Genomic DNA, 20,769 nt, shown 5'->3' with positions numbered 1-20,769 from the left:
GATATGTACGGGGTCCCGCGGTCGACGGTGTACGGGCACCTCGCCAGGACCAGGATTGTGCCTCGTCAGCTAAAGAAGACCGCGGTCACACGAAGCCCTCAAAGCGACCGGCGGGTTCCGTGTCTGCTGGTGGGATGTGCATTGCGCGCCGTTGAGCTGCGTCCGGGAATGGTCCGGATCGTGGCCCGGCTTTTGCTGTCTCGTCGGTCGGGCCAGCCCTTAGGGGCTACGAAGTTATGGAGCCGGCCGAGGAGCAGAAAGCGGAGGACGAACGCCACGACGCGTCGACTGTTGCCGCGCGCTGTTCAGGTGCAGAACGGCGGCGAGGGGGAGCGTGCTGTGGGGCTCGGGAACCTGGGCAGTGACCAACTGCGCGACGGTGGTGGTCGGTGTGTGGCGAACGCCGCCCCTCCCGACTGGGGCCGGCTGTGGTGACACGAGGTGCGGGGCAGGACGGTGGCGGGCAAGTGCCCTCGACAACGCCGCCACACCTGTCCGTGCCGACTGCCGGATCCTGGCGGCGCTGGGACCGCAGATACTGCGGCTCGTGCGCTTGGTGTGGTTTGCCCTCCTTCTCCTTCGTGCGCTGGCGCCTGCTGTGGGGCGCACGAGGGCGTGGTCAGCCCGCGGATGCGTCGGCCGGGTCCGGGCTCGGACTGGCGTTCGGTAGCGTCCCGGTGCATGTGGCGCGCCCGAACCCGCCGCTCGCGGTGGCGCTCTGCAGGTGCTGGCCGCGTACGGCGACGGCGCAGCGGGCCTGGCCGCCCTGCTCGCCGAGCACGATGCTCACGATGGGGCTGCGGCCGAGCGGGACCGGCACGGTCCTGCTCCAGGGCAGGGCTGCCGCCTTCACGACGGTGGCTTTCCCGGACTTGCTGCGCGCCTGGTAGGTGATGTCGGCAGTGCCGGTGCCGGTCACCTCGTAGGTGACGGAGGCGGTTGGCACCTGGGGCTTCTTCTTCTGCTGCTCGCCGCCCGGGGAGAGCACCCCGTACAGCACGAGGGCGCCGCAGGCGGCGAGCGCCACGGCGGCTGTGATCACCCCCGCGCGGTCCGGGCGGCCGGTGCTGGCACCGGATTCCGCGTCTTGCGCCCGATCTTCGGCTCGCGCCCGTTCTTCGCTATCGGCCCGATCTTCGGGTCTCGCGCAGTTGTCGTCCATCGATGTCCGCTCCTCGGCAGGTCAATTTCCGGTGTGCTCAGCTCGCGCGGACTGAGCCCAGGCGGGGTTATAACCCACGACGTCGCCCCTTTTCCAGTGAGCGGAAATATCGGACATCAAGCCGCTCCCGCATGGCCGGATTTGCGAATGATCATACGTCAAGTTGACGCTTTGTCCGATCACTTGACGTGGCGTCAGTTCAATCACTACACCTCTGGCCGCCACTGCGTGTATGCCCTGGTCGGCCCTTCGGGCCAGCTGGGGAATTGCGGGTGGATTCACCGACCGTTGATGGAAAGGTTTGGCGTGAGTCCCAGATTGGGCAGGGTGCTGGCGTGCCTTGTGGTGACCGCGGTGACAAGTTCACTGCTGCCGCAGGCCGCTTATGCCGCGAACGCCTCTGGTGGTGACGACGGCAAGGGTCTCGTCGACAGCATCAAGGACTGGTTCGCGGACGACAGCAAGGAGTTGGACGAGCCGTCCTCGCACGATGAGGCGGGAGTTGCCGACCGGCAGAAGCTGCGGAAGGGCAAGGTGGCGCCGAAGGCGAAGCGGGTCGCGGAACTGACCGGCAGGCGTACGGCGAATGCCCGGTTCTTCAAGTTGTCGGACGGGCGGGTGCAGGCCGAGGTGTCGGCCGTACCGACCGCCTACCGGGCGGGCAAGTCGTGGCGCGACGTCGACGCCCGGGTGGGGGAGAGCGACCGGGACGGTTACCGGTACGCCAACACGACCAACGCGGCCAGAAGTTGGTTCGGCAGTGAGCCGGACCGGCTGATGCGGGTGGAGTCCGCCGACGGCCACGCGGTGGTCCTGGGCCTGGAGGGCGCGGGGGCGTCGCTGAAGCCCGTGGCGAAGGGTGACACCGTCACCTACCGGGACGCCGTGCCGGGTGCGGACCTGTCGTACGAGGTGGGTCCGGGCCGGGTGAAGGAAAACATCACTCTGGCCGAACGACCTGACGGTCCGGTGAAGTTCGTCTTCACGCTGGACACCGACGGGCTGACGCCGAAGGCCGCGAAGGACGGCTCGATCGCCTTCTACGGCGAGGGTGCCGACCCGGTGCTGGTGATCCCGGCGCCGTTCATGGCGGACACCGAGAAGGATGCCGAGTCGCCGTACGGCACCGCGTACAGCACGGCCGTGCAGCAGAAGCTTTCGAGGGAAGGCAAAGGCTGGAAGCTGACTGTCGTCCCGAACGCGAAGTGGCTGGCCTCGCCGGAGCGTCGGTATCCGGTCACGATCGACCCGACGATCCAGATCGCTCCGACGCCGTCCACGGCGCAGGACGTGATGATCTCCTCGGACGGCCCTACGTCGAACTACGACACCAACTGGCGTCTGTCGGTGGGCAACACGAGCACCGGTAGCTCGCGAGCCCTGCTGAAGTTCCCGCTCACGGGCGTGCCCGCCGGGACGAAACTGGACTCGGCCGATCTGAATCTGTACTACGACCAGACGCACACCACGGGCGACACCGAGGTGCATCTGGAGGCGCACCGGGCGACCGCCGACTGGAGCGAGGACAGGGCAACCTGGAACAGCGCCAACGGGATCACCGGTGAGCTGTCGGGGACCTCGGTCCTGGTCGACGACGGGGACGCCGGCACCACGGCCGCGAACGGCTCCTGGCCGGCGTCGGGGAACACGGCGTTCACGCAATACGCAGTGAACCAGGACTACCTGTTCAACAAGGACTCGGTGGCCGGGAACACCTACACCTGGCAGCCCAACTTGCCGGAGGACGGTGACTACCAGGTTCAGGCGCACTACGTGGCGGCCTCGGACCGGGCGACGAACGCCCCGTACACCGTCACCTACAACGGCGGCAGCCAGACCTACACCGTCAACCAGCAGGCCGGTTCGGCCGGGGTGTGGAAGACGCTGGGCACGCACCCGTTCAAGGCGGGCACGGCCGGCAAGATAGTCCTCGGGGACGGCCCGGCCTCGACGAGCACGGCGGTGATCGCGGACGCGGTGCGGTTCACCAAGGGCGGAGCGGTCACCAAGCAGCCCTCCGAACTGAACGTGTGGCACTCATTCCCGGTGACGAAGACGGTGCAGTCCTGGATCGACGGGACCAACGCCAACCACGGCTTCGTCGTCAAGGCAGGGGACGAGTCCGCGAACGCCCCCAAGGGCGGTCCGCGCTACGAGGGCAGCGAATACGCCTACGAGGGCGAGACCGCCAACTACCCGCGTCTGGTGCTGACCTACGGCCGTGCGGGTGTCGAGCTGGAGGCGCCGACGACGATCCATGACACCGGCGCGGAGCTGAAGTGGTCGGCCTACACCGACCCCTCCACCGCGACCGGTGACGACATCGTCGAGTACCAGGTCCACCGCTCCATCTACCAGACCTTCACCCCGTCGGCGGCTACTCTGGTCTCGCCGGTCGCGAAGACGGTGACCTCCTACACCGACACCTCGGCCACGCCGACCGCGGCGGACAGCGCGGATCCGTTCGGGCGGGCCTACTACTACACGGTTGCGGTCAAGACCGCGGACGGTCAGGTGGTCGGCGCGCCGACGCAGCTGGTGCGCCTGCCCAAGGCCGGCCGCACCACGAAGATCGTCGAGGCGGGACAGGACACGACCCTGTCGCAGACGGAGTCGACGACCCCGCACGACACGCTGACCGACGGGGTGGCGCAGAAGTGGCTGACGGTGGGCAACAACTCGCCCACCTACGGCACCACCCGGGCCCTGCTGAAGTTCCCGGCCCTGTCCAGCATCCCGACCAGTGCCCGCGTGCTGGACGCCACCCTGCGCATGTGGGGCACCCAGACCAGCACGGAGAACACCGGCGCGCTCTACGAGATGCGGCCGCTGACCCGCGACTTCGACGAGGCGTCGGCGACCTGGGTGAAGGCCGACTCCTCCACCAACTGGACCACTTCCGGTGGTGACTTCGGCGCCACGGTCGCCGACACCGTCCCCGCGATGAGCAACGACCCCGCCCGCCACGACTGGAGCGCCGCTTCTCTCGTGCAGGACTGGGTGACCACGCCCGGCTCCCAGCAGGGCGTGCTGGTGAAGATGGCCGACGAGTCGGTCAAGCAGGAACGCACCGTATTCCTGTCCTCCGAGGCGTCCGAGAAGAAGCTGCGCCCGCGCATGGTCGTCACCTACGTCGACTCGACGACCGATTCGACGTACTACGCGCCCAAGACCCCGGCGCGGATGACCCCGAACTCCGCCTATTCGGTCGAGTTCACCCTCACCAACACCACCGACGAGATCTGGACGATGGCCGACCAGGTGCTGTCGTACACCTGGGCCCTGCCCGATGGCACGGACAAGACCACCGGCGGCAACCAGGTGCGGACCGCGCTGCCCGAGGACGTGGCTCCCGGCGAGACGGTCACGCTCCAGGCGCAGGTCAACACGCCGATCAACAGCGACAACGGGAACAAGCGCACGGACTATGTCCTGACCTGGGACCTGTTCAACAAGACGGCCGGGACTTGGCTGTCGGCGGGTACTGGCGGCATCCCCGGCCTGAAGCAGACCGTGGCGGTGGAGGACCCGACCTCCAACAGCCTGGGGCTGGAGAAATTCTACTCCTACACGGGCAAGAACACCGGTGCCAATTCGACGGTGATGAACAACCTGGCCGCCGGCAATACCGTGTGGTCCTACAACGCGTTCACCAACCCGGGCCGCGGTCTGACCACCTTCGCCCGCTTCGCTTACAACTCCCTGGACACCAGCGACACCGTCCTGGGCGCGGGGTGGTCCGCGCAGCTCGCCGGCCCCATCCGTCTCGGCGCGCCGCTGGACTTCCATCCCAACCCCAGCGCTAACGCCACCGAGATCCGCCTGCCCGACGGTGACGGCACCACGCACGTGTTCACCAAGCAGGCCGACGGCACCTGGAAGGCTCCGGCGGGTGTCCACTTCCGGATCACGATGAAGCCGGGCCTGGACTGCACGCCGGAAAAGGACCCGGTTCCGGACGCCTGGACCATGCTGCGCCCGGACGGCACGCGCTTCCTCTTCGGCTGCGACGGCTACCTGACCTCGGTGATCGACAAGAACGGCAACACACAGACGTACACATACGAGGAGCGCAAGTCCAACGCCAAGCCGACCAAGTTCCTCTCCTACATCACCGACCCGGCCGGGCGGCAGTCGCTGACGGTTGAGTACTACTCCAAGGCCGAGGCGACCAGCCCGAAGACCGCCGACCACGTCAAGTCGATCACGGACATCTCGGGGTCGGTCACCGGGCTGCCCGTGCGCAAGGTGACCTTCGAGTACTCCGACCAGGGTCTTCTGACGAAGCTGACCGACGGTGCGGGCTCGGCTCAGCCGAAGGTGTTCGGCTTCACCTACGACTCGACCCAGGGCAACAAGAACGTCAAGCTGGTCACGATCACGGATCCGCGCGGTCACGACACCGGGCTCGATTACCACGCCCCGCAGGCCGGTGACGACCCGAAGTACCACTGGTGGACCAAGAAGATCACCGACCGTCTCGACGGCGACACCCTGTTCGCGTACGCGGCGAACACCACGAACACGAAGTTCACCGACGCCACCGTCACCGACGCCGAGAACAACGCGGCGAAGTACGTCGCCGACGACTACGGCCGACCGGTGCAGACCACCAACGCCAAGTCCCAGGTCACGAAAATGAGCTGGGACGCGGACAACAACGTCACGTATCTGGAAGAGGGCAACGGCGCCAAGACTGCGTACTGCTACGACCAGAAGACGGGCTACCCGATCTGGCAGCGTGACGCGGAGAACAACAAGAACGGCGTCCCGGCCGCCTCGGAGTGTGTGCCCGGTACCTTCCCGGCCAACGCGTCCAGGTTCGAGTACCAGACCCGCGCCGACGGCTACGCCGCGGACCTGGTTCGCAAGACCTCTCCCGAGGGGCGGATCTGGCAGTTCGGTTATGACACCTTCGGCAATCTCAAGACGGTCACCGACCCGAAGGGCGTGGCGACCGCCACGGCGGACGACTACACCACGAAGTACGAGTACGACGTCTACGGCCAGTTGACCAAGGCAACGGACGCCAACGGTCACCCGACGCGGTACTCCGACTTCGGGCCCACCGGCAACCCGAGCCGGATCACGGACGCGAAGACCTTCTCGACGGACTTCGTCCACGACCATCGGGGCCAGGTCACGAAGGTCACCGACGCGGACGAGAAGGTGACCACGCAGAGCTACGACGTCTACGGACGTCCGCTGGTCGGCACGGTGCCGAAGAAGCAGGACACCGGCGTTCTGATCACCACTCCGGCTCCGGAGTACGACGCCAACGACAACATCACCAAGTCCAAGGCGCCCAACGGGGCCGTCTCCACGGCGATGTACGACAAGGCGGACCAGGTCACCTCGGCGAGCGCGCCGGCGAACAACCTCACCGACCCACGCACCACGACGTACACCTACGACAAGGTCGGCCACCTCAGGACGACGACCGAGCCCAAGGGCACGACCACGACGGCGGATGACGCCGACTACGTCACCACCAACAATTACAACGAGATCTACCAGCTCACCTCGGTGGTCAACGCGGCGGGTGACAGGGTCAGTTACGAGTACGACAACGCCGGCAACGTCGTCAGAGTCATCGACCCGAAGAAGAACGCGACCGCCGACACCACCGACTACACCACCAAGACGACCTACGATCTGGACCATCGGGTCACCACCGTCACGGACGCGGCCGGAAAGACCACCTCGCGTACCTACGACAAGGACTCGCTGGTGCTCTCCACCACGGACGCGGAGAACAACACCACGACCGTCACCTACGACGAGCGCGGCAAGCAGAGCGAGGTCAAGGTCCCGTACGAGGGCACGACGACCCGGTCGACGAAGTACGAGTACGACCAGATCGGCAACGTCACCAAGGTGATCACTCCGCGCGCCGTCGCGGCCGGCACCACCACGGCGTTCACCGCGCGGACCGAGTACGACGAGCTGAACCGTCCAGTCAAGCAGTACCAGCCCTACGACCCGACGGACGGCCGCTACAACGACCCGAACGTCTACACGCAGACCGTGTACGACAAGCTGGGCCGGGTGGCGAAGACGTCGCTGCCGCCGTCGGAGGGTGAGACGGTCCGCAATGACACGGACTACTCCTATTTCGACAACGGGTGGGTGGAGTCGTCCACGGACCCGTGGGACATCGCCACCACCTACGACTACAACGAGCTCGGGCTGCAGACCAAGCGCACGTTGACCTCGGCGGGCGGTTCCTCCAACCGCACGATGACGTGGTCGTACCACCCGGACGGCTCCCTCAAGGCCCGCTCGGACGACGGTGTACCGGTGGGTCTGGATGTGGTCCTGGTGGACAACTCCGATACCCAGCACACTTCCTCCACCGGTACCTGGACGAAGGCAACCGCCACCGGCCAGCACGGCTACGACCACGCCACCCACGCGGCGGGCGCCGGCACGGACGCCTTCACCTGGACGCTCAACATCCCCAAGGACGGCACGTACACCGCGTACGTCAAGTTCCCGAAGGTCACCGGCGCTGCGACCACGGCGAAATACACCGTGACGCACTCCACGGGCACGGCCGACAAGACGGTCGACCAGAACGCGTCCACGAACCAGGGAACTTGGGTGTCCCTGGGCTCGTACGCCTTCAAGCAGGGCAACGCGGCCAAGCTGCAGCTGTTCCAGAACGGCGGTGGCACGGTGGTCGCCGACGGCGTCAAGCTGGTGCGAGACACCGCCGGGGAGCCCGCTGACACGGAGAAGAGCGACTTCGCCTACACCTACGACCTCAACGGCAACATGACCAAGATCGACGACACGTCGTCGACGGCGAAGATCGATGCCTACACGATCGCCTACACCGGCCTCAATCAAGTCCAGAAGGTCACCGAGACGCTCGCCGGCGACGAGAAGAAGTCGACGTCGTACACCTACGACGCCAACAGCCAGCCGGAGACGGTCACCCACCCCGACCAGTTCTCCAAGTACACCTACGACCTGCGTGAACTGGTCAAGACGGTCTCGGTCGGCAAGACGGCGACCGACGCCTCGCCGAAGGTCACGTCGTACACCTACACCGACCGCGGCCAGATGCTGAAGGAGACCAAGGGCAACGGCAACACCGTCGACTACACCTACTACCTGAATGCGGCCCTGAGGACGTCGGCCGAGAAGAAGCCCAACGGCACCCTCGTCACCTCCCACACCTACGCCTACGACGCCAACGGCAACAAGGCGCAGGACGTGACGAAGAAGATGAACGCCGACAACCGCACGGCATACCTGGAGTCGACGACCAACTACAGCTACGACCCGGCCGACCGGCTCAAGGAGTCGGTCAAGACCGGTAACGGCGCGGGGACGGAGACGTACGTCCACGACGACAACGCCAACGTCATCACCCAGACCGTCGACAACACCACGACCAACTTCAACTACGACCGCAACCGCCTGCTGACCGCCACCAGCGGCACCTCCACGGCGAAGTACACCTACGACCCCTTCGGCCGCCAGGAGTCGGTGACCTCAGGCAGCCAGGTCATCGAACGGAGCGTGTACGACGGCTTCGACCACGTCGTGGAGTCCCAGAAGATGGACGACACCGGAGCGATGAAGTCGACGAAGTACACCTTCGACCCGCTCGACCGCACCATGTCGAAGACCGCGGACGGCAAGACCACCCACTTCACCTACCTCGGCCTGTCCGGCGAGGTCCTGAACGAAGAGGTCTCCGGTGCCCTGACCAAGTCGTACCAGTACAGCCCGTGGGGAGAGCGCCTGTCCCAGGTCAAGCACAACACGGACGGTACAACCGAGGACGGCTACTACGGCTACAACAGCCACACCGACGTCGAGACCGTCACCGACGGCAACGGCGACACCGAGACGACCTACGGCTACACCGCCTACGGCAAGGACGACGACTCCGAGTTCACCGGCATCGACAAGCCCGACGCCGCCGACCCGACGAAGGAGGCCTACAACGCCTACCGCTTCAACGCCAAGCGCTGGGACGCCCAGTCGGGTACGTACGACATGGGCTTCCGCAACTACGACCCGGGCCTGAATCGCTTCACCACCCGGGACATGTACACCGGCGCCCTGGCCGACATGGGCCTCGGCACCGACCCTTACACCGGCAACCGCTACGCCTTCGCCGGCGGCAACCCGTCCTCGTTCATCGAGTACGACGGTCACCGTCCCATCGAGTGCAACGAGTCCGGTTACACCTGCAGCATGAACGACGGGGGTGGATGGGACATCGACTACAAGGGTCCCATGACGGCCGAACCCGACTCCTCGCTGGTCACCATCGGCGCCGGATGCCCGCCGGCGTGCAGCACGCCCACCAAGCAGCTCACCGTGGAGCACCTGCTGCTGATGGGCCTGTCCAACAAGTACGGTTCGCAGCAGAACCTCGACGTCTGGAGCAACTGGGACGGCGCGGCCCAGGTCCCGGACTTCATCTTCGGCGGAGTCGACGAGGACCGGGCCCAGTACAAGAGGGACTTCGTCGCCGCGTACGCGGACACCATCAACGCGGCCGCAGCGGAGAACAACATCCCTGGGACCCTACTGGCCGGAGTCGCCTACAACGAGGTCTCGGGCAAGCCGCCGATCACCGACCTGATGGGCGAGGTGAGAAGCGGAGACGACGCCTCCTACGGAAACGTCAGCATGCAGATCGATGTCGCCGCTGATCTGCTCGGCTATGACCCAGCCAATCTCACGGGTTATCAGCGGAGCGAAATCAAGGCATCGCTTCAGGACAACGTCCAGAACGTCTTCCTGGCAGCGAGGTATCTGTCCACGGCCCGGGATCAGATAATTCCGGGCAAGGGAGCGTCCGAATTCAGCGGCGCGGACATCCAGAACGTCGGCGCATTTTATCAAGGTGGACCCGACTACTACACCACCAACCCCAGTTCACGGAGCTACGGTGGCCGCATAGTCGGCTGGCAGCCGATGCTCCGCGACCTCCTCGGGTAACATCCGCCACCGGCGTGGTGCGCCCGGGTTCGTCCTGGGCGCACCACGCCGGATCTCGAACGAACGAAAGGACCGGCAAATGGTTTTCCCGGAAAGTCGAGGGGGCCTGTGGACGAGGGCTGTTGTCACCGCAGTCCTGTACCTTGCCGCATTGTTCTGGCTGGCCTTGAGCCTTCCGTTCGTGGGTGAGGAGATCGGGCCCACGAGTGACCCCGACGACGTGTTCGGGGCCAACTTCATCCTCTTGTTCTCCGCCTTCTTCCTGCTGGGCGCCGCCGTGGTGTCCCGCAGATGGAAGGCCGCCTGGGTGGTCTCCCTGACGTTTCTGGTGGTGCTCGTCATTGTCTGGACGCAAGTCCCTTCCCTGATCGAGCACTGGGATCACGAAGGTCCGCGCCGGTTCTGAACAAGGTCAGGTTTCACGCTCAGCACACGTGAGGGACATTCGTATGCGCGGCGGGACTGAATACTGCGGTCCGGCGCGGCCGTCTCCGCTCCCACGCTCACATCGGCTGCTTTCATGATGCACGCGCACGAGCACCCGGCTCACACGGGGGCATTGCGTCGGGAGATCTTAGGCGGCGGCTGGCACTCGCAGGATCCGAACTCCCCTGGCACGGCGGGCACTTCAGTGCCGCTCGGGGAACTGGCGGCGAGTTGGAGTACAGCACCGTCCGGGCGGATCTGGTGGCGGAGTTCGTCGCCGACACCGCCATCGGTGCCGGCCGCTACGCCGCCCCGTCCGCGTGGTTATGTCTGCGCGCGACCTCACACCGCAGGAGACGCTGCCCTTCACCGCCCGACCGCCGTACCCCGGGGAGATCACGGTTCGGGCGAGCTGAACAGTGGCTCCTCGAGGATGGTGGCGGCTGCTTCGGTGTGAGTAATGGGTGCGCCCCGTTAGAGGTTTCGGGTTCCGGCTCGGCCAGGGGCGTGATGCGGCGAGCACGGTGGCGGCAATGTGGCCGGCGGCATGTTCGGTCGTGCCACCGTGAAGTCGGCAACCACTGCCGGCTGTCAGCGGCTTCTCGGGGTGACGATGCCGGATTCGTAGGCGAGGACCACGAGCTGGGCCCGGTCGCGGGCGCGGAGTTTGGTCATGGCTCGGTTGATATGGGTCTTCGCGGTCGTCGGGCTGATCACCATGTGGTCGGCGATCTCGTCGTTGGACAGGCCCCGCGCGGCCAGGGCGACCGCTTCGTTTTCGCGGCTGGTCAGCCCTTTCAGTGCCGCGCCGGTGGCGTTGAGCGGCTGGGTGACGTACCGCTGGATCAGCTTGCGGGTGATGGACGGGGCGAGGAGAGCGTCGCCGCGGGCGGCGACCCGTACGGCATGCAGGAAGTCCTCCGGCACGATGTCCTTGACCAGGAACCCGGCGGCGCCGGCGCGCAGCGCGTCGAAGACGTACTCGTCCATGCCGTAGTTGGTCAGCATGACGACGTGTACGTCGGCCAGAGCCGGGTCCGCGGCGATACGCCGGGTCGCCTGGATACCGTCCATGACCGGCATCTGGATGTCGATGAGTGCGACGTCGGGCAGTTGCTCCTTGACGAGCACCAAACATTCCTCGCCATCGGCGGCTTCGGCCACCACCTCGATGTCGTCTTCGAGGTCGAGCAGCGCGCGGAAGCCGCTGCGGATGAGGGGCTGGTCGTCGACCAGCAGGACACGGATCATGATGTTCGTTCCACAGGTAGTTCGGCCTGGACGGTGAAACCGTGGTCGGTGCGCGGCTGGGCGCGCAGCCGGCCTCCGAGGGCGGTGACGCGCTCGCGCATGCCGAGCAGCCCGAGGCCCGGGGCCGGGGCGTTCTCGGGGGTGGCCTTGCCGTCATCGTCCACCTGGATGGTCAGCGCTTCGGGCAAGTATTCGATCCGGACCGCCGCGGTGGTGGCATGGGCGTGCCGGGCGGTGTTGGTCAGTGCCTCCTGGACGATGCGGTAGGCCGTGCGGCCCACCGCGTCCGGCACGTCATGCCGTTGCCCTCCGATCGTCAGCGTGGCGTCCAGCCCCATCGAACGGGCCCGCTCCACCAGGTCCGGTACGTGCTCGAGGCTATGCGGCGGGCTCGTGTCGTCGTTGCGCAGGGCTTCCAGAGTCGCGCGCAGCTCCCGGGTTGCCTCCCGTCCGGCTGTCTGGATCGCCAGCAGCGCCTCGGGTACCTCCTCGCCGCGCCTGCGCGCCAGGTGGACGGCGACCTCGGACTGCACCTTGATGATCGAAATCTGGTGGGTGAGCGAATCGTGCAGCTCCCGCGCGATGTGCAGCCGCTCCTCATCGGCGCGGCGCTGCGCGGTTTCCTCCTGCGTGCGTTCGGCGTCGTCCGCGCGGCGCTCGGCCTGCCGCAGTGCCTCCCCGGCAGCGAAAGCGGCAATCAGCCAGGCGATTTCCAGGACGTTGCGGGCCTGCGCGAACGCCTCGCGCGGCGGGCCGTCGCGGACGGCCAGTGCGGTGAGAGGGAGAACGGCGAGCAAAGCCACGGACGTCGCCACCGTCGAGGCACGGCGCCCGGCACGCACGGCGCCGTACACCGCGACCAGGTACGAGACAGCGAGCACCTCGAAACCCATCGCCGCATACCCCACCGCGCACGCGCCGGTGACACCCAGCACCGCAGTCGGAGCCCGACGACGCGCGAGCAGCGCAATACCGCCTGCCGCGAGCAGCACGGCGCCCAACAGCTCACGTTCGCCGTCCGGGCGCTGCCCTGACAACCCGGTTCCCAGCAGCAGCGCTGCCACGCTGATGGCAATCGCCCAGTCCATGGCACCGGCCGGGACACGAAAACGCCCAGTGTCCATGCGCGCACCTTAGCCGGACGGCCCGGCGGGCGAGTCCCGCCGGCGGACGAGCGGCCGGGTACCGCACCTGCGGTACTTGCCCGCTGTCTGCCGCATGGGCAGTAGTCAGCTTCCATGTAGAGGGCAGTCCGAAAAGTCTGCAACCGCCGGACGACTGGCAGTGCGGTCGGCAGGCACGCTCAAGGCACAGCGAAACCGCGGAAAGAAGGAGAGTGGCATGAGCGCAATAGGTGTCCTGGCCGTGGTCGCCGAGGGCGGAGTCATCGGCGACGGGCGGACGGGGGCCAATCTGGCTCTCGGGGTGGGGCTGATCGGTGTGGCCATCGGCTGGCTGTCCCTGGCCCGTGTCGCCGGTCGTATCAGCACCGGCAAGGCGCGTACCGGCGCCATGTCGGCCATGGCTGTGGGCCTGGCCGGCACGGCCCTCGCGGCGTTGCACCTGGCCACCTCCAGTGGTGGCCCCGGCACCGGCAACGGAACCGTGGGAGCCATCGGGGCCATCCCGTTGGGGCTGACTGCCGTGGCCATCGGCTGGCGCGTTCTCGCCCGCTCCCGACGCAGACCGCGCACCTCTTCGAGTACCAGCCGGAGTTCGGGTCCACGCCATAAGCAACGTCGGACCTACGCTGACGGGCGGCTCGGACAAGTGAGTTGAGGGCGAGGCTTCTCTGGCCCGGTCGCTGAGCCCCGCACGAGGCCGTGGTTTCTGGGAAAGTCCAAAACCAACACCCACCGGGTCCATCACAGGATGCGGCCTGGCGGCGTCGTCCCTCTCGGCCCGATTGGTAATTATTTGGGCAACGTGTGCCGAGATCGTGTGCCGATTGCTCGCAAGCAGGCACACTGGCGCCCAAGGGGGGCGGTGTGCGTGCAGGGGTGCGCGTACACCGCCGTTGGCCGCGTGCGTCTGGGGTGGGCGCCGCAGTGGCAGTGGGGGATGGATGACGCAGTCGCTATCCGGGCAGCGCCGTGCCGAAACGAGGCTGGATGCGGGCACGCGCGGCGGTCCGGTCGTGGTGGTCGGCGCTGGTCCGTACGGTCTGTCGGTGGCCGCTCATCTGAGGGCGGCCGGGGTGGAGGTGCGGGTTTTCGGCGAAGTCATGGGCAGTTGGCGCCATTCGATGGCGACCGGGATGTTCCTGAAGTCGACGCCCGCGGCGACCGATCTGTCGGCTCCGGTGCCGGGAGGCCGGTTGGCGGACTTCTGCCGTGCGGCCGGCGAGCCGGAGTTGACCGAGTTGACGCCGATCCCGTGCGAGACGTTCGTGCGCTACGGGATGTGGTTCACCCAGCGGTACGTCGGCACAGTGGAGACGTCCCGGGTGACGGCGGTGGAGCGCTGCGGGGTCGGTTTCGCTGTCCGGTTGGAAGGCGGCGGGGAGATCGAGGCGGCGGCAGTGGTGGTGGCCACCGGGCTAGCCACGTTCGCGTACATCCCCGGCGCGTTGTTGCCGCTGGCGCCCGGCGGGCCCGGGCCACGGGCGGTGTTGTCCCACACGAGCCAGCACACCGACCTGTCCGAGTATGCGGGGCAGCGGGTGGCGGTGGTCGGGGGTGGTCAGTCGGCGCTGGAGAGTGCCGCGCTGCTGCACGAAGCCGGCGCTGACGCCGAGGTGCTGGTGCGCGATGCCCGGGTGCGCTGGGGAGTGCGCCCGAAGTTGCAGCGGCCGTGGGGACAGCGACTGGCCGCCCCGGCGTCTCCGCTGGGGACGGGCTGGGCGCTCGCCGCGATCTGCGGTGCTCCGGGCGCCGTACGACGGCTGCCTGCCGCCGCCCGGATGCAGCTCTTTCGCCGCGCGCTGGGACCTTCGGGCGGGTGGTGGTTGCGTGAGCGAGTGGAAGGCGTGGTTCCCGTTCGCACGTCGTGCCGTGTGGAGCGGGCGCATCGGTCCGGGGCCGAGGTGCACCTGCGTGTCGGCGGCGCAGGCGGCGGACCGGCCGATCACGTTGTCGACCATGTGCTCGCGGCGACCGGATACCGGCTCGATGTGGATGCCCTGCCCTTCCTGGCGGCGCCGGTGCGTCGGGCGGTAGGGCGCGTGCCCGGCTCGCAGGCTCCGCGCCTGTCCGGTGCGTTCGAGTCCAGTGTGACGGGGCTGTATTTCACCGGCTCGCTGGCGGCGCCCATGTTCGGGCCGATGCTGCGCTTCGTGGCCGGCACGGAGTTCGCGGCCCGGCGGATCGCCGGGCGGCTGGCGAGGCAGGGTCCGCGCCGCTGACGGCACGTGTCCCGGGAGTCGCCGTGCCGTCGGTGTGCACCGCTGGGCCTCCGTGTTGCCTTGTACGGTCGGTTGCCGATGTCGGTCTCGTCCCCGCCAGAGGTGGAGGGGTGCGGGAGTCCCAGCGGGGCGCGGCACCGCGTACCCGGCTGCGGCCCGTGAACCCGACGCCGCCCGTGCAGGTGAGCGGCTCAGGACGCCCGGCGGGCGGTGATGGCCCGGCGTATTCCGTAAGCGGCGATGCCGACGGCCAGGACCGTGGATCCCCATATGACGGAAGCGGCGGGCAGAGTGAAGGCCAGCACCAGGCAGCCGGCCAGGCCGAGTGCGGGGACGATGCGGGGCGGACGGTTCTCGTCCGGCGTGAGCGTCCAGGCGGAGGCGTTGGCAACGGCGTAGTAGAGCAGGACGCCGAAGGAGGAGAAGCCGATCGCGCCGCGTACGTCGGTGGTGGCGGCGAGCATCACGACGACGGCGCCCACCAGCAGTTCGGCACGGTGCGGCACCTTGAAGCGCGGATGAACGGCGGCCAGAGCGTGGGGCAGGTGCCGGTCGCGGGCCATCGCCAGGGTGGTGCGGGAGACGCCAAGGATCAGGGCGAGCAGTGAGCCGAGCGCGGCGACGGCTGCCCCGGCCCGTACGACGGGCGCCAACCAGTCCGCCCCCGCCGCCCGCATCGCGTCCGACAGCGGCGCGGCCGACTCGCCCAGCCCGCGGGGTCCGAGCACCGTCAGGACGGCGATCGCCACAGCCGCGTACACGACCAGGGTGAGGCCGAGGGCCAGTGGAATGGCGCGGGGGATGGTGCGCGCGGGGTCGCGGACTTCCTCGCCGAGGGTGGCGATGCGGGCGTACCCGGCGAAGGCGAAGAACAGCAGTCCCGCCGCCTGCAGCACGCCGGTGACGGTGGCATCGGAGTCGATGGTCAGCCGACTTGCGTCCGCTGTGGACGAGGTGAGGCCGGCGACCACGACGGCCGCCAGCACCGCCAGTACGACGGCGACCACAGCCCGGGTCAGCCAGGCGGACTTCTGGACCCCGGCGTAGTTCACGGCGGTCAGCGCCACCACCGCGGCGACCGCCACCGCGTGGGCGTGACCGGGCCACGCGTACGAGCCGACGGTCAGCGCCATCGCCGCGCAGGAGGCGGTCTTGCCGATCACGAAGGCCCAGCCGGCCAGATATCCCCAGAAGTCGCCGAGGCGTTCGCGGCCGTAGACGTAGGTGCCGCCGGAGGCCGGATAGCGGGCGGCCAGCCGGGCGGAGGAGGTGGCGTTGCAGTAGGCCACTATTGCGGCCACCACCAGAGCGACCAGCAGCCCGGAGCCGGCCGTGCGGGCGGCCGGAGCGAGCGCCGCGAAGATGCCCGCGCCGATCATCGAGCCCAGTCCGATGAGGACGGCGTCACCGACGCCGAGCCGCCGCTGAAGCTGAGGTGACGCGGTCTGGGCGGGCTGATTCATGACGGGCCTCCGGCTTTCGGCAGTGAGCGGCGGGGCTCGAACGTAAGGTACATCAATTCTGTTTGATGTATTTTGGCTTCATGAGGTCTTCGGATCCTGCCGCCCCGGCGTTCGTGCAGTTGGCCGCCCACCCGCTGCGGTGGAGGCTGCTGACCGAGCTGGCCGCGAGTGACTACCGGGTTCGTGAATTGGTGGAGCGGGCTGGCCAGCCGCAGAACCTGGTCTCCTACCATCTGCGGCTACTGCGCGACGGCGGACTGGTCACCGCCCGCCGCAGCAGCTTCGACGCCCGCGACAGCTACTACCACCTGGACCTGGAACAGTGCGCCCGCGCGCTCGGCAACGCCGGCACCGCCCTGCACCCAGCGCTGGGTGTCGCCCTCACGCCACCGCCGCCTTCGCTACCGGCAGCGAGACGACCCGCCGTCCTGTTCGCTTGCACCGGCAACAGCGCCCGCTCACCGATCGCCGAGGCACTCTTGCGCCACCGCACGGACGGTCGGGTCGAGGTGACCAGCGCCGGCAGCCACCCCAAACCCCGCCTCCATGCCGACGCCGTACAACTCCTGCGTGAGCAGCACGGCATCGACATCTCGAGGCAGCGTCCACGACACCTGGACACCCTGATCGGGCGTCGGTTCGACTACGTGATCAGTTTGTGCGACAAGGTGCGCGAAGTCTGCCCTGACTTTGGCGACCAGGCACAGCTGATCCACTGGAGCATCCCCGACCCCGCCACAGCCCGTGATCCCGATCCGGTCGGCTACCCCGCATTCGCCCGCACAGCAGCAGAGATCGACAGCCGCATCCGCTACCTGCTGCCGCTGCTCGTCCCCACGCCACAGGAGGTTCAGCCGTGACCACCCCCGATCAGTTCGCCAGCGTCCGCTACCTCGTCGACGACGTCCAGGCAGCCATCGACTTCTACACCACCCACCTGGGCTTCACTCTCCGCAGCCACCCCGCCCCCGCCTTCGCGGACGTGACACGCGGGCCGCTGCGGCTGCTGCTGTCCGGCCCGGCCACTTCAGGCGCCCGCGCCACCCCCAGCGATCTGGGCGTCGGCGGTAACCGCATCCACTTGATCGTCGACGACCTCGACACCGAGACCCACCGGCTGAGCAGCGCCGGACTCGCCTTCAGCAGCGCTGTCGTCTCGGGCCCCGGAGGGCGCCAGATCCTGCTCGCCGACCCCACCGGCAACCTCATCGAACTGTTCGAGCCCGCCCGCTAAGAGGGGCGACAACCTGCTGTACACACGGGTCGGAGTCGCCTCCAGCGGCGTTTCGACAGTGGTTCGGCAGGCAGATGAGGGCCACCCTCGGGTGCGGATGTTCACGGGCGACGGCCGCACCGAAGCGGACGATCATGTGCAGCACGCGCACCTGGGACGGAAGCCGCACTCGTCGCTTGCCTGCGCCGCGGCCGGAACCCCCTTCGCTGGGGCATCGCGGCGGGACGCACCCCGGCACGGTGCGCGGCGCGGCCAGCAGCGCCTCGGCCGCCTCCGCAAGCCGGTTGGGCAGCGGCTGGGATACGCCCATCGCGTCGAGCTCGCGGACCGCGTGCTCGGGGACGCCTCGGTCATGCAGGCCTGCAGCAGCTCGTCCTTTTCGGAGAAGACCCGGAAGATCGTGCCCTCGCCGAGCGAGTCCTCACTTCGCTCGCTTTTCCCGTACTCGGCTGCTTGTCGATGGGAGCTCACCAAGATCCACAACTACGGCTGGAGTACGGCCGGGCCGCTGCTGGCGGTACTTGTGACGGAGGAATCAGCTTGTCCAGGTCTTGATCTGAGCAGCGACCTCCCGCACCGGCATCCCGTCCCGGGCGGCGCGGGCCAGCGGGAGGACGGTGTCCAGGCCAGGGCTCACCGGCAGGCCGCATGCCGACAGGTACGCCGCGGTCACTGTGGCTGCGAACAGAAGGTTCCTCGCCTCCAGGCTCGGGTTTCTCGCCAGCTCGCACAGCAGTGCCGCAGCTTTGTGATGGGACTCGGGGTAGACCTCGTGGTCAAGAATCTCTGCCCGATGGCGCGCTTCCGCTGCGACCGGCACGCCGTAGTCGATGACCTGAGGATCCCCCGGCATCTGCTGCGCCACTGCCAGGATCCAGGCGAGGTCGATGCGCAGGTTCACGCGGCGTCCTTCGGTGCGGTCTCCGCCGGCCTGACCGGGAGACCGGGATACCGGTCCTCACCGACTTCCGCCTCGAACTCCTCTGTGTACGCAGCCAGGAACGCCGCGGCGCCGGCCATGAAGGCTGCGCGTGACTGGTTCAGATCGGCCTCGATCAAGTCGGCCACGTATCCCTGCAAGCTCAGCCCGCGGCGCTTGGCCCGTTCCTCGGCGGCAGCCTTGACTGCGTCGTCCAGTCGGATGTTCGTCTGCTTTGCCATACCACCATCATAGCTAGCTGGTGGTACCAGTACATAGCTCACGAGTAGCCCGGGGCACGTCGTGAGTTGCCAGGCCGCACGGAACCATGTCTCACATAGGAGCGCCAACGGGGGCGAGCATTCATGAACCCAGAGAAGCGGGTACCGGCTGACCTTGGCGTAGTTGCAGATCTGCTGACTTCACTTGACCTCAGTTCTGCTCATGAACTTGGTGCTTGTCCAGCATGATCTCTGGTACGTATGTGATCCCGTGGTGCGCGAAATAGACACGCGTGGCCTGAGCCTTCGTCCAATCCTTGGCGCCGTTGCTGGGGTAGTTGTCAACCTGGACCTGAGGTCCCTTGAGGTAGTAGTGCCTATGGCAGCCAGTTGTACTGGCGTCATCAGCCAGGGCCGGCGAGACCGAAAGAGCGCTAAACGCGCCCATATCGGCTGCGAGCATTTTTTCATCTACCGGGCATCTCCCGCTTCGTGATTTGCTCCACATGAAGACACCGATCACATGCCGTCTGTGACGAGCCGCGGATATGACGTGGCTCACGGCTCTGATGCATCTGGGCTATTTCGAGCTCTCTGTAAGGGTTCAGTGGCAGTGTGGTGGCCTCATTGGGTCAGGTCCCATTGTGGCCACCAGGATGCAATGCCAAATTGACTGGAGTGCAGCGCTTCCCCCCTAAGCTCAGTTGCTGAAGTTTCCGCCTTATCCGGGTATCACGAGGGAGATCGTTTTGAAGAAGAAGCTTGCCATGATCATGGCTCCCGCTCTGTCGGCTGTCGCCATAGCCGTCGCCGGAGCCGGGCCGTCCTCCGCTTCCGACGCCGACGTCATGGCCTATAACTGCCAGGACAACGAGGTCTGCTTCTACCAGCACGCCAACTACACCGGTTCGGTGTTTGTGCCGAACGAGATGAAGGCCGGAAAGCCCGTACTCGACTTTGCGGGTCGGACCTTCACCAACGGGGCCAGCGCTAACAACGCAGTGTCCTCGATCAGGAACATGACCGGTTGGAAGGTGTGCTTCTACGAGGCCCCGCGGATGCAGAACTACTACGGCTCCGTTCCCCTCGACGACCAGCTGGACTTCGGCAACAGGTACGCCAACGACGCCATCAGCTCGGCTTCCTACTGCTGACAGCAGGTAGCGGTCGAGGCCCCCGGCACGATTTTGAGTGCGGCCGTGCTGTCGGGTCACGACGTCATGGGGCAGCGCGGACAGCGCCAGTTGCGCGGGGACGAGAATCTCCGCCCGAAATGCCGTCGGTCGGACTGGTTTCGGATGGCCGACTCGCCTGAATTTCACGACACCTGTCACACGAGGGCTCCCTGTCTTGTCCTTCAAGTGAAGGCGGATGTCGCGATGTCGGGTTCGTGTCAGCGCGCCTCAACACTATGAGTGTCTGTCTGACACCCCTGGTCGAGGGGCTGAGGATCGGGATGCTGGGGTGTATGGCCTCTGGCGGGGCAGTTCGAAGGTATTGCCGGAGTGTGGGATAGCGCTGCCGCCGACGAAGTCGGCGGCAGCGCTATCTTCTTCCGGTCGGTGCAGGTCACGCTGGTGACGTGCCCTGGAGCAGGCCCGTCGGCGGGTCGCGGCGGTGCAGCGTGGGGACTAGGTGGCCTGTCCGGTCCGCGGCCCTGGGTGGACGGCGGGAGTTGAACACCGGCGATCGGCGGTGTTCTGTTCTCCGCGGTGCCGTACGCGCGCCTGGCGACAGAAAGCCTTTGGTGTGGGCTGTCCGCATCCGCACCCGCCGAAACCTG

At 67.3% G+C, this 20,769-nt stretch carries 14 protein-coding genes; 7 read left to right on the top strand and 7 right to left on the bottom strand.

Going from position 1 to position 20,769, the window contains the following annotated elements:
* Positions 1-619: 619 nt before the first annotated feature.
* Entirely contained in the window at positions 620-1,042 is a 423-nt protein-coding gene (locus DN051_RS01230; protein ID WP_234388955.1) for an MmpS family transport accessory protein, read from the bottom strand.
* A gap of 474 nt (positions 1,043-1,516) precedes the next feature.
* Between DN051_RS01230 and DN051_RS01225 the strand changes: the two genes are divergently transcribed.
* Positions 1,517-10,129, top strand: a complete 8,613-nt coding sequence (locus tag DN051_RS01225) for a golvesin C-terminal-like domain-containing protein (protein ID WP_425471715.1) — start codon at positions 1,517-1,519, stop codon at positions 10,127-10,129.
* 79 nt (positions 10,130-10,208) lie between these two features.
* On the top strand, positions 10,209-10,535 hold the full coding sequence (locus tag DN051_RS01220; RefSeq protein WP_246040830.1) for a hypothetical protein: 327 nt from the start codon (positions 10,209-10,211) through the stop codon (positions 10,533-10,535).
* 611 nt (positions 10,536-11,146) lie between these two features.
* On the opposite strand, the gene DN051_RS01215 is transcribed toward DN051_RS01220, so the two are convergent.
* Together DN051_RS01215 and DN051_RS01210 are read right to left on the bottom strand one after the other, a co-directional pair.
* Positions 11,147-11,806 (bottom strand): response regulator, encoded by a 660-nt coding sequence (locus DN051_RS01215; RefSeq protein WP_053761415.1) that lies wholly within the window; start codon positions 11,804-11,806, stop codon positions 11,147-11,149.
* A complete protein-coding gene (locus DN051_RS01210; protein ID WP_112437648.1) occupies positions 11,803-12,930 on the bottom strand; it encodes a histidine kinase in 1,128 nt (375 codons plus the stop codon). Before DN051_RS01210 ends, DN051_RS01215 begins: the two co-directional genes overlap by 4 nt.
* A gap of 217 nt (positions 12,931-13,147) precedes the next feature.
* On the opposite strand from DN051_RS01210, the gene DN051_RS01205 reads away from it, so the two are divergent.
* Both DN051_RS01205 and DN051_RS01200 read left to right on the top strand, forming a co-directional pair.
* Positions 13,148-13,585 carry a DUF6223 family protein gene (locus DN051_RS01205; RefSeq protein WP_220451580.1) on the top strand — a complete coding sequence of 146 codons (438 nt, stop codon included), beginning with the start codon at positions 13,148-13,150 and terminating at the stop codon, positions 13,583-13,585.
* A gap of 286 nt (positions 13,586-13,871) precedes the next feature.
* Positions 13,872-15,149: an NAD(P)-binding domain-containing protein gene (locus tag DN051_RS01200; RefSeq protein ID WP_112437647.1), complete on the top strand. Its 1,278-nt coding sequence runs from the start codon at positions 13,872-13,874 to the stop codon at positions 15,147-15,149.
* Between the two features lie 191 nt (positions 15,150-15,340).
* On the opposite strand, the gene DN051_RS01195 is transcribed toward DN051_RS01200, so the two are convergent.
* A complete protein-coding gene (locus DN051_RS01195; RefSeq protein WP_112437646.1) occupies positions 15,341-16,612 on the bottom strand; it encodes an APC family permease in 1,272 nt (423 codons plus the stop codon).
* 80 nt (positions 16,613-16,692) lie between these two features.
* Between DN051_RS01195 and DN051_RS01190 the strand changes: the two genes are divergently transcribed.
* Positions 16,693-17,472, top strand: a complete 780-nt coding sequence (locus DN051_RS01190) for an arsenate reductase/protein-tyrosine-phosphatase family protein (RefSeq protein ID WP_112437645.1) — start codon at positions 16,693-16,695, stop codon at positions 17,470-17,472.
* On the top strand, positions 17,469-17,846 hold the full coding sequence (locus DN051_RS01185) for a VOC family protein (RefSeq protein WP_053761410.1): 378 nt from the start codon (positions 17,469-17,471) through the stop codon (positions 17,844-17,846). The genes DN051_RS01190 and DN051_RS01185 overlap by 4 nt, the downstream gene beginning before the upstream one ends.
* A gap of 535 nt (positions 17,847-18,381) precedes the next feature.
* Here DN051_RS01185 and DN051_RS01175 read toward each other — a convergent pair.
* The 3 genes from DN051_RS01175 to DN051_RS01165 all read right to left on the bottom strand — a co-directional run bounded on the left by DN051_RS01175 (position 18,382) and on the right by DN051_RS01165 (position 19,509).
* Positions 18,382-18,747 (bottom strand): hypothetical protein, encoded by a 366-nt coding sequence (locus DN051_RS01175; protein ID WP_063797357.1) that lies wholly within the window; start codon positions 18,745-18,747, stop codon positions 18,382-18,384.
* Positions 18,744-19,007, bottom strand: a complete 264-nt coding sequence (locus DN051_RS01170; RefSeq protein WP_199314833.1) for a hypothetical protein — start codon at positions 19,005-19,007, stop codon at positions 18,744-18,746. Before DN051_RS01170 ends, DN051_RS01175 begins: the two co-directional genes overlap by 4 nt.
* Before the next feature lie 190 nt (positions 19,008-19,197).
* The gene (locus DN051_RS01165; protein ID WP_162624763.1) at positions 19,198-19,509 is read right to left on the bottom strand and encodes a hypothetical protein; all 312 of its coding nucleotides are present in this window, start codon (positions 19,507-19,509) and stop codon (positions 19,198-19,200) included.
* A 226-nt stretch (positions 19,510-19,735) separates the two neighbouring features.
* Here DN051_RS01165 and DN051_RS01160 point away from each other — a divergent pair, with 226 nt between their 5' ends.
* A complete protein-coding gene (locus DN051_RS01160) occupies positions 19,736-20,140 on the top strand; it encodes a peptidase inhibitor family I36 protein (RefSeq protein WP_053761408.1) in 405 nt (134 codons plus the stop codon).
* Positions 20,141-20,769: the final 629 nt, after the last annotated feature.

This window comes from Streptomyces cadmiisoli, from assembly GCF_003261055.1.
GTDB classification, from domain to species: Bacteria; Actinomycetota; Actinomycetes; order Streptomycetales; family Streptomycetaceae; genus Streptomyces; species Streptomyces cadmiisoli.
This window is presented reverse-complemented; position numbering and strand designations above follow the sequence as displayed.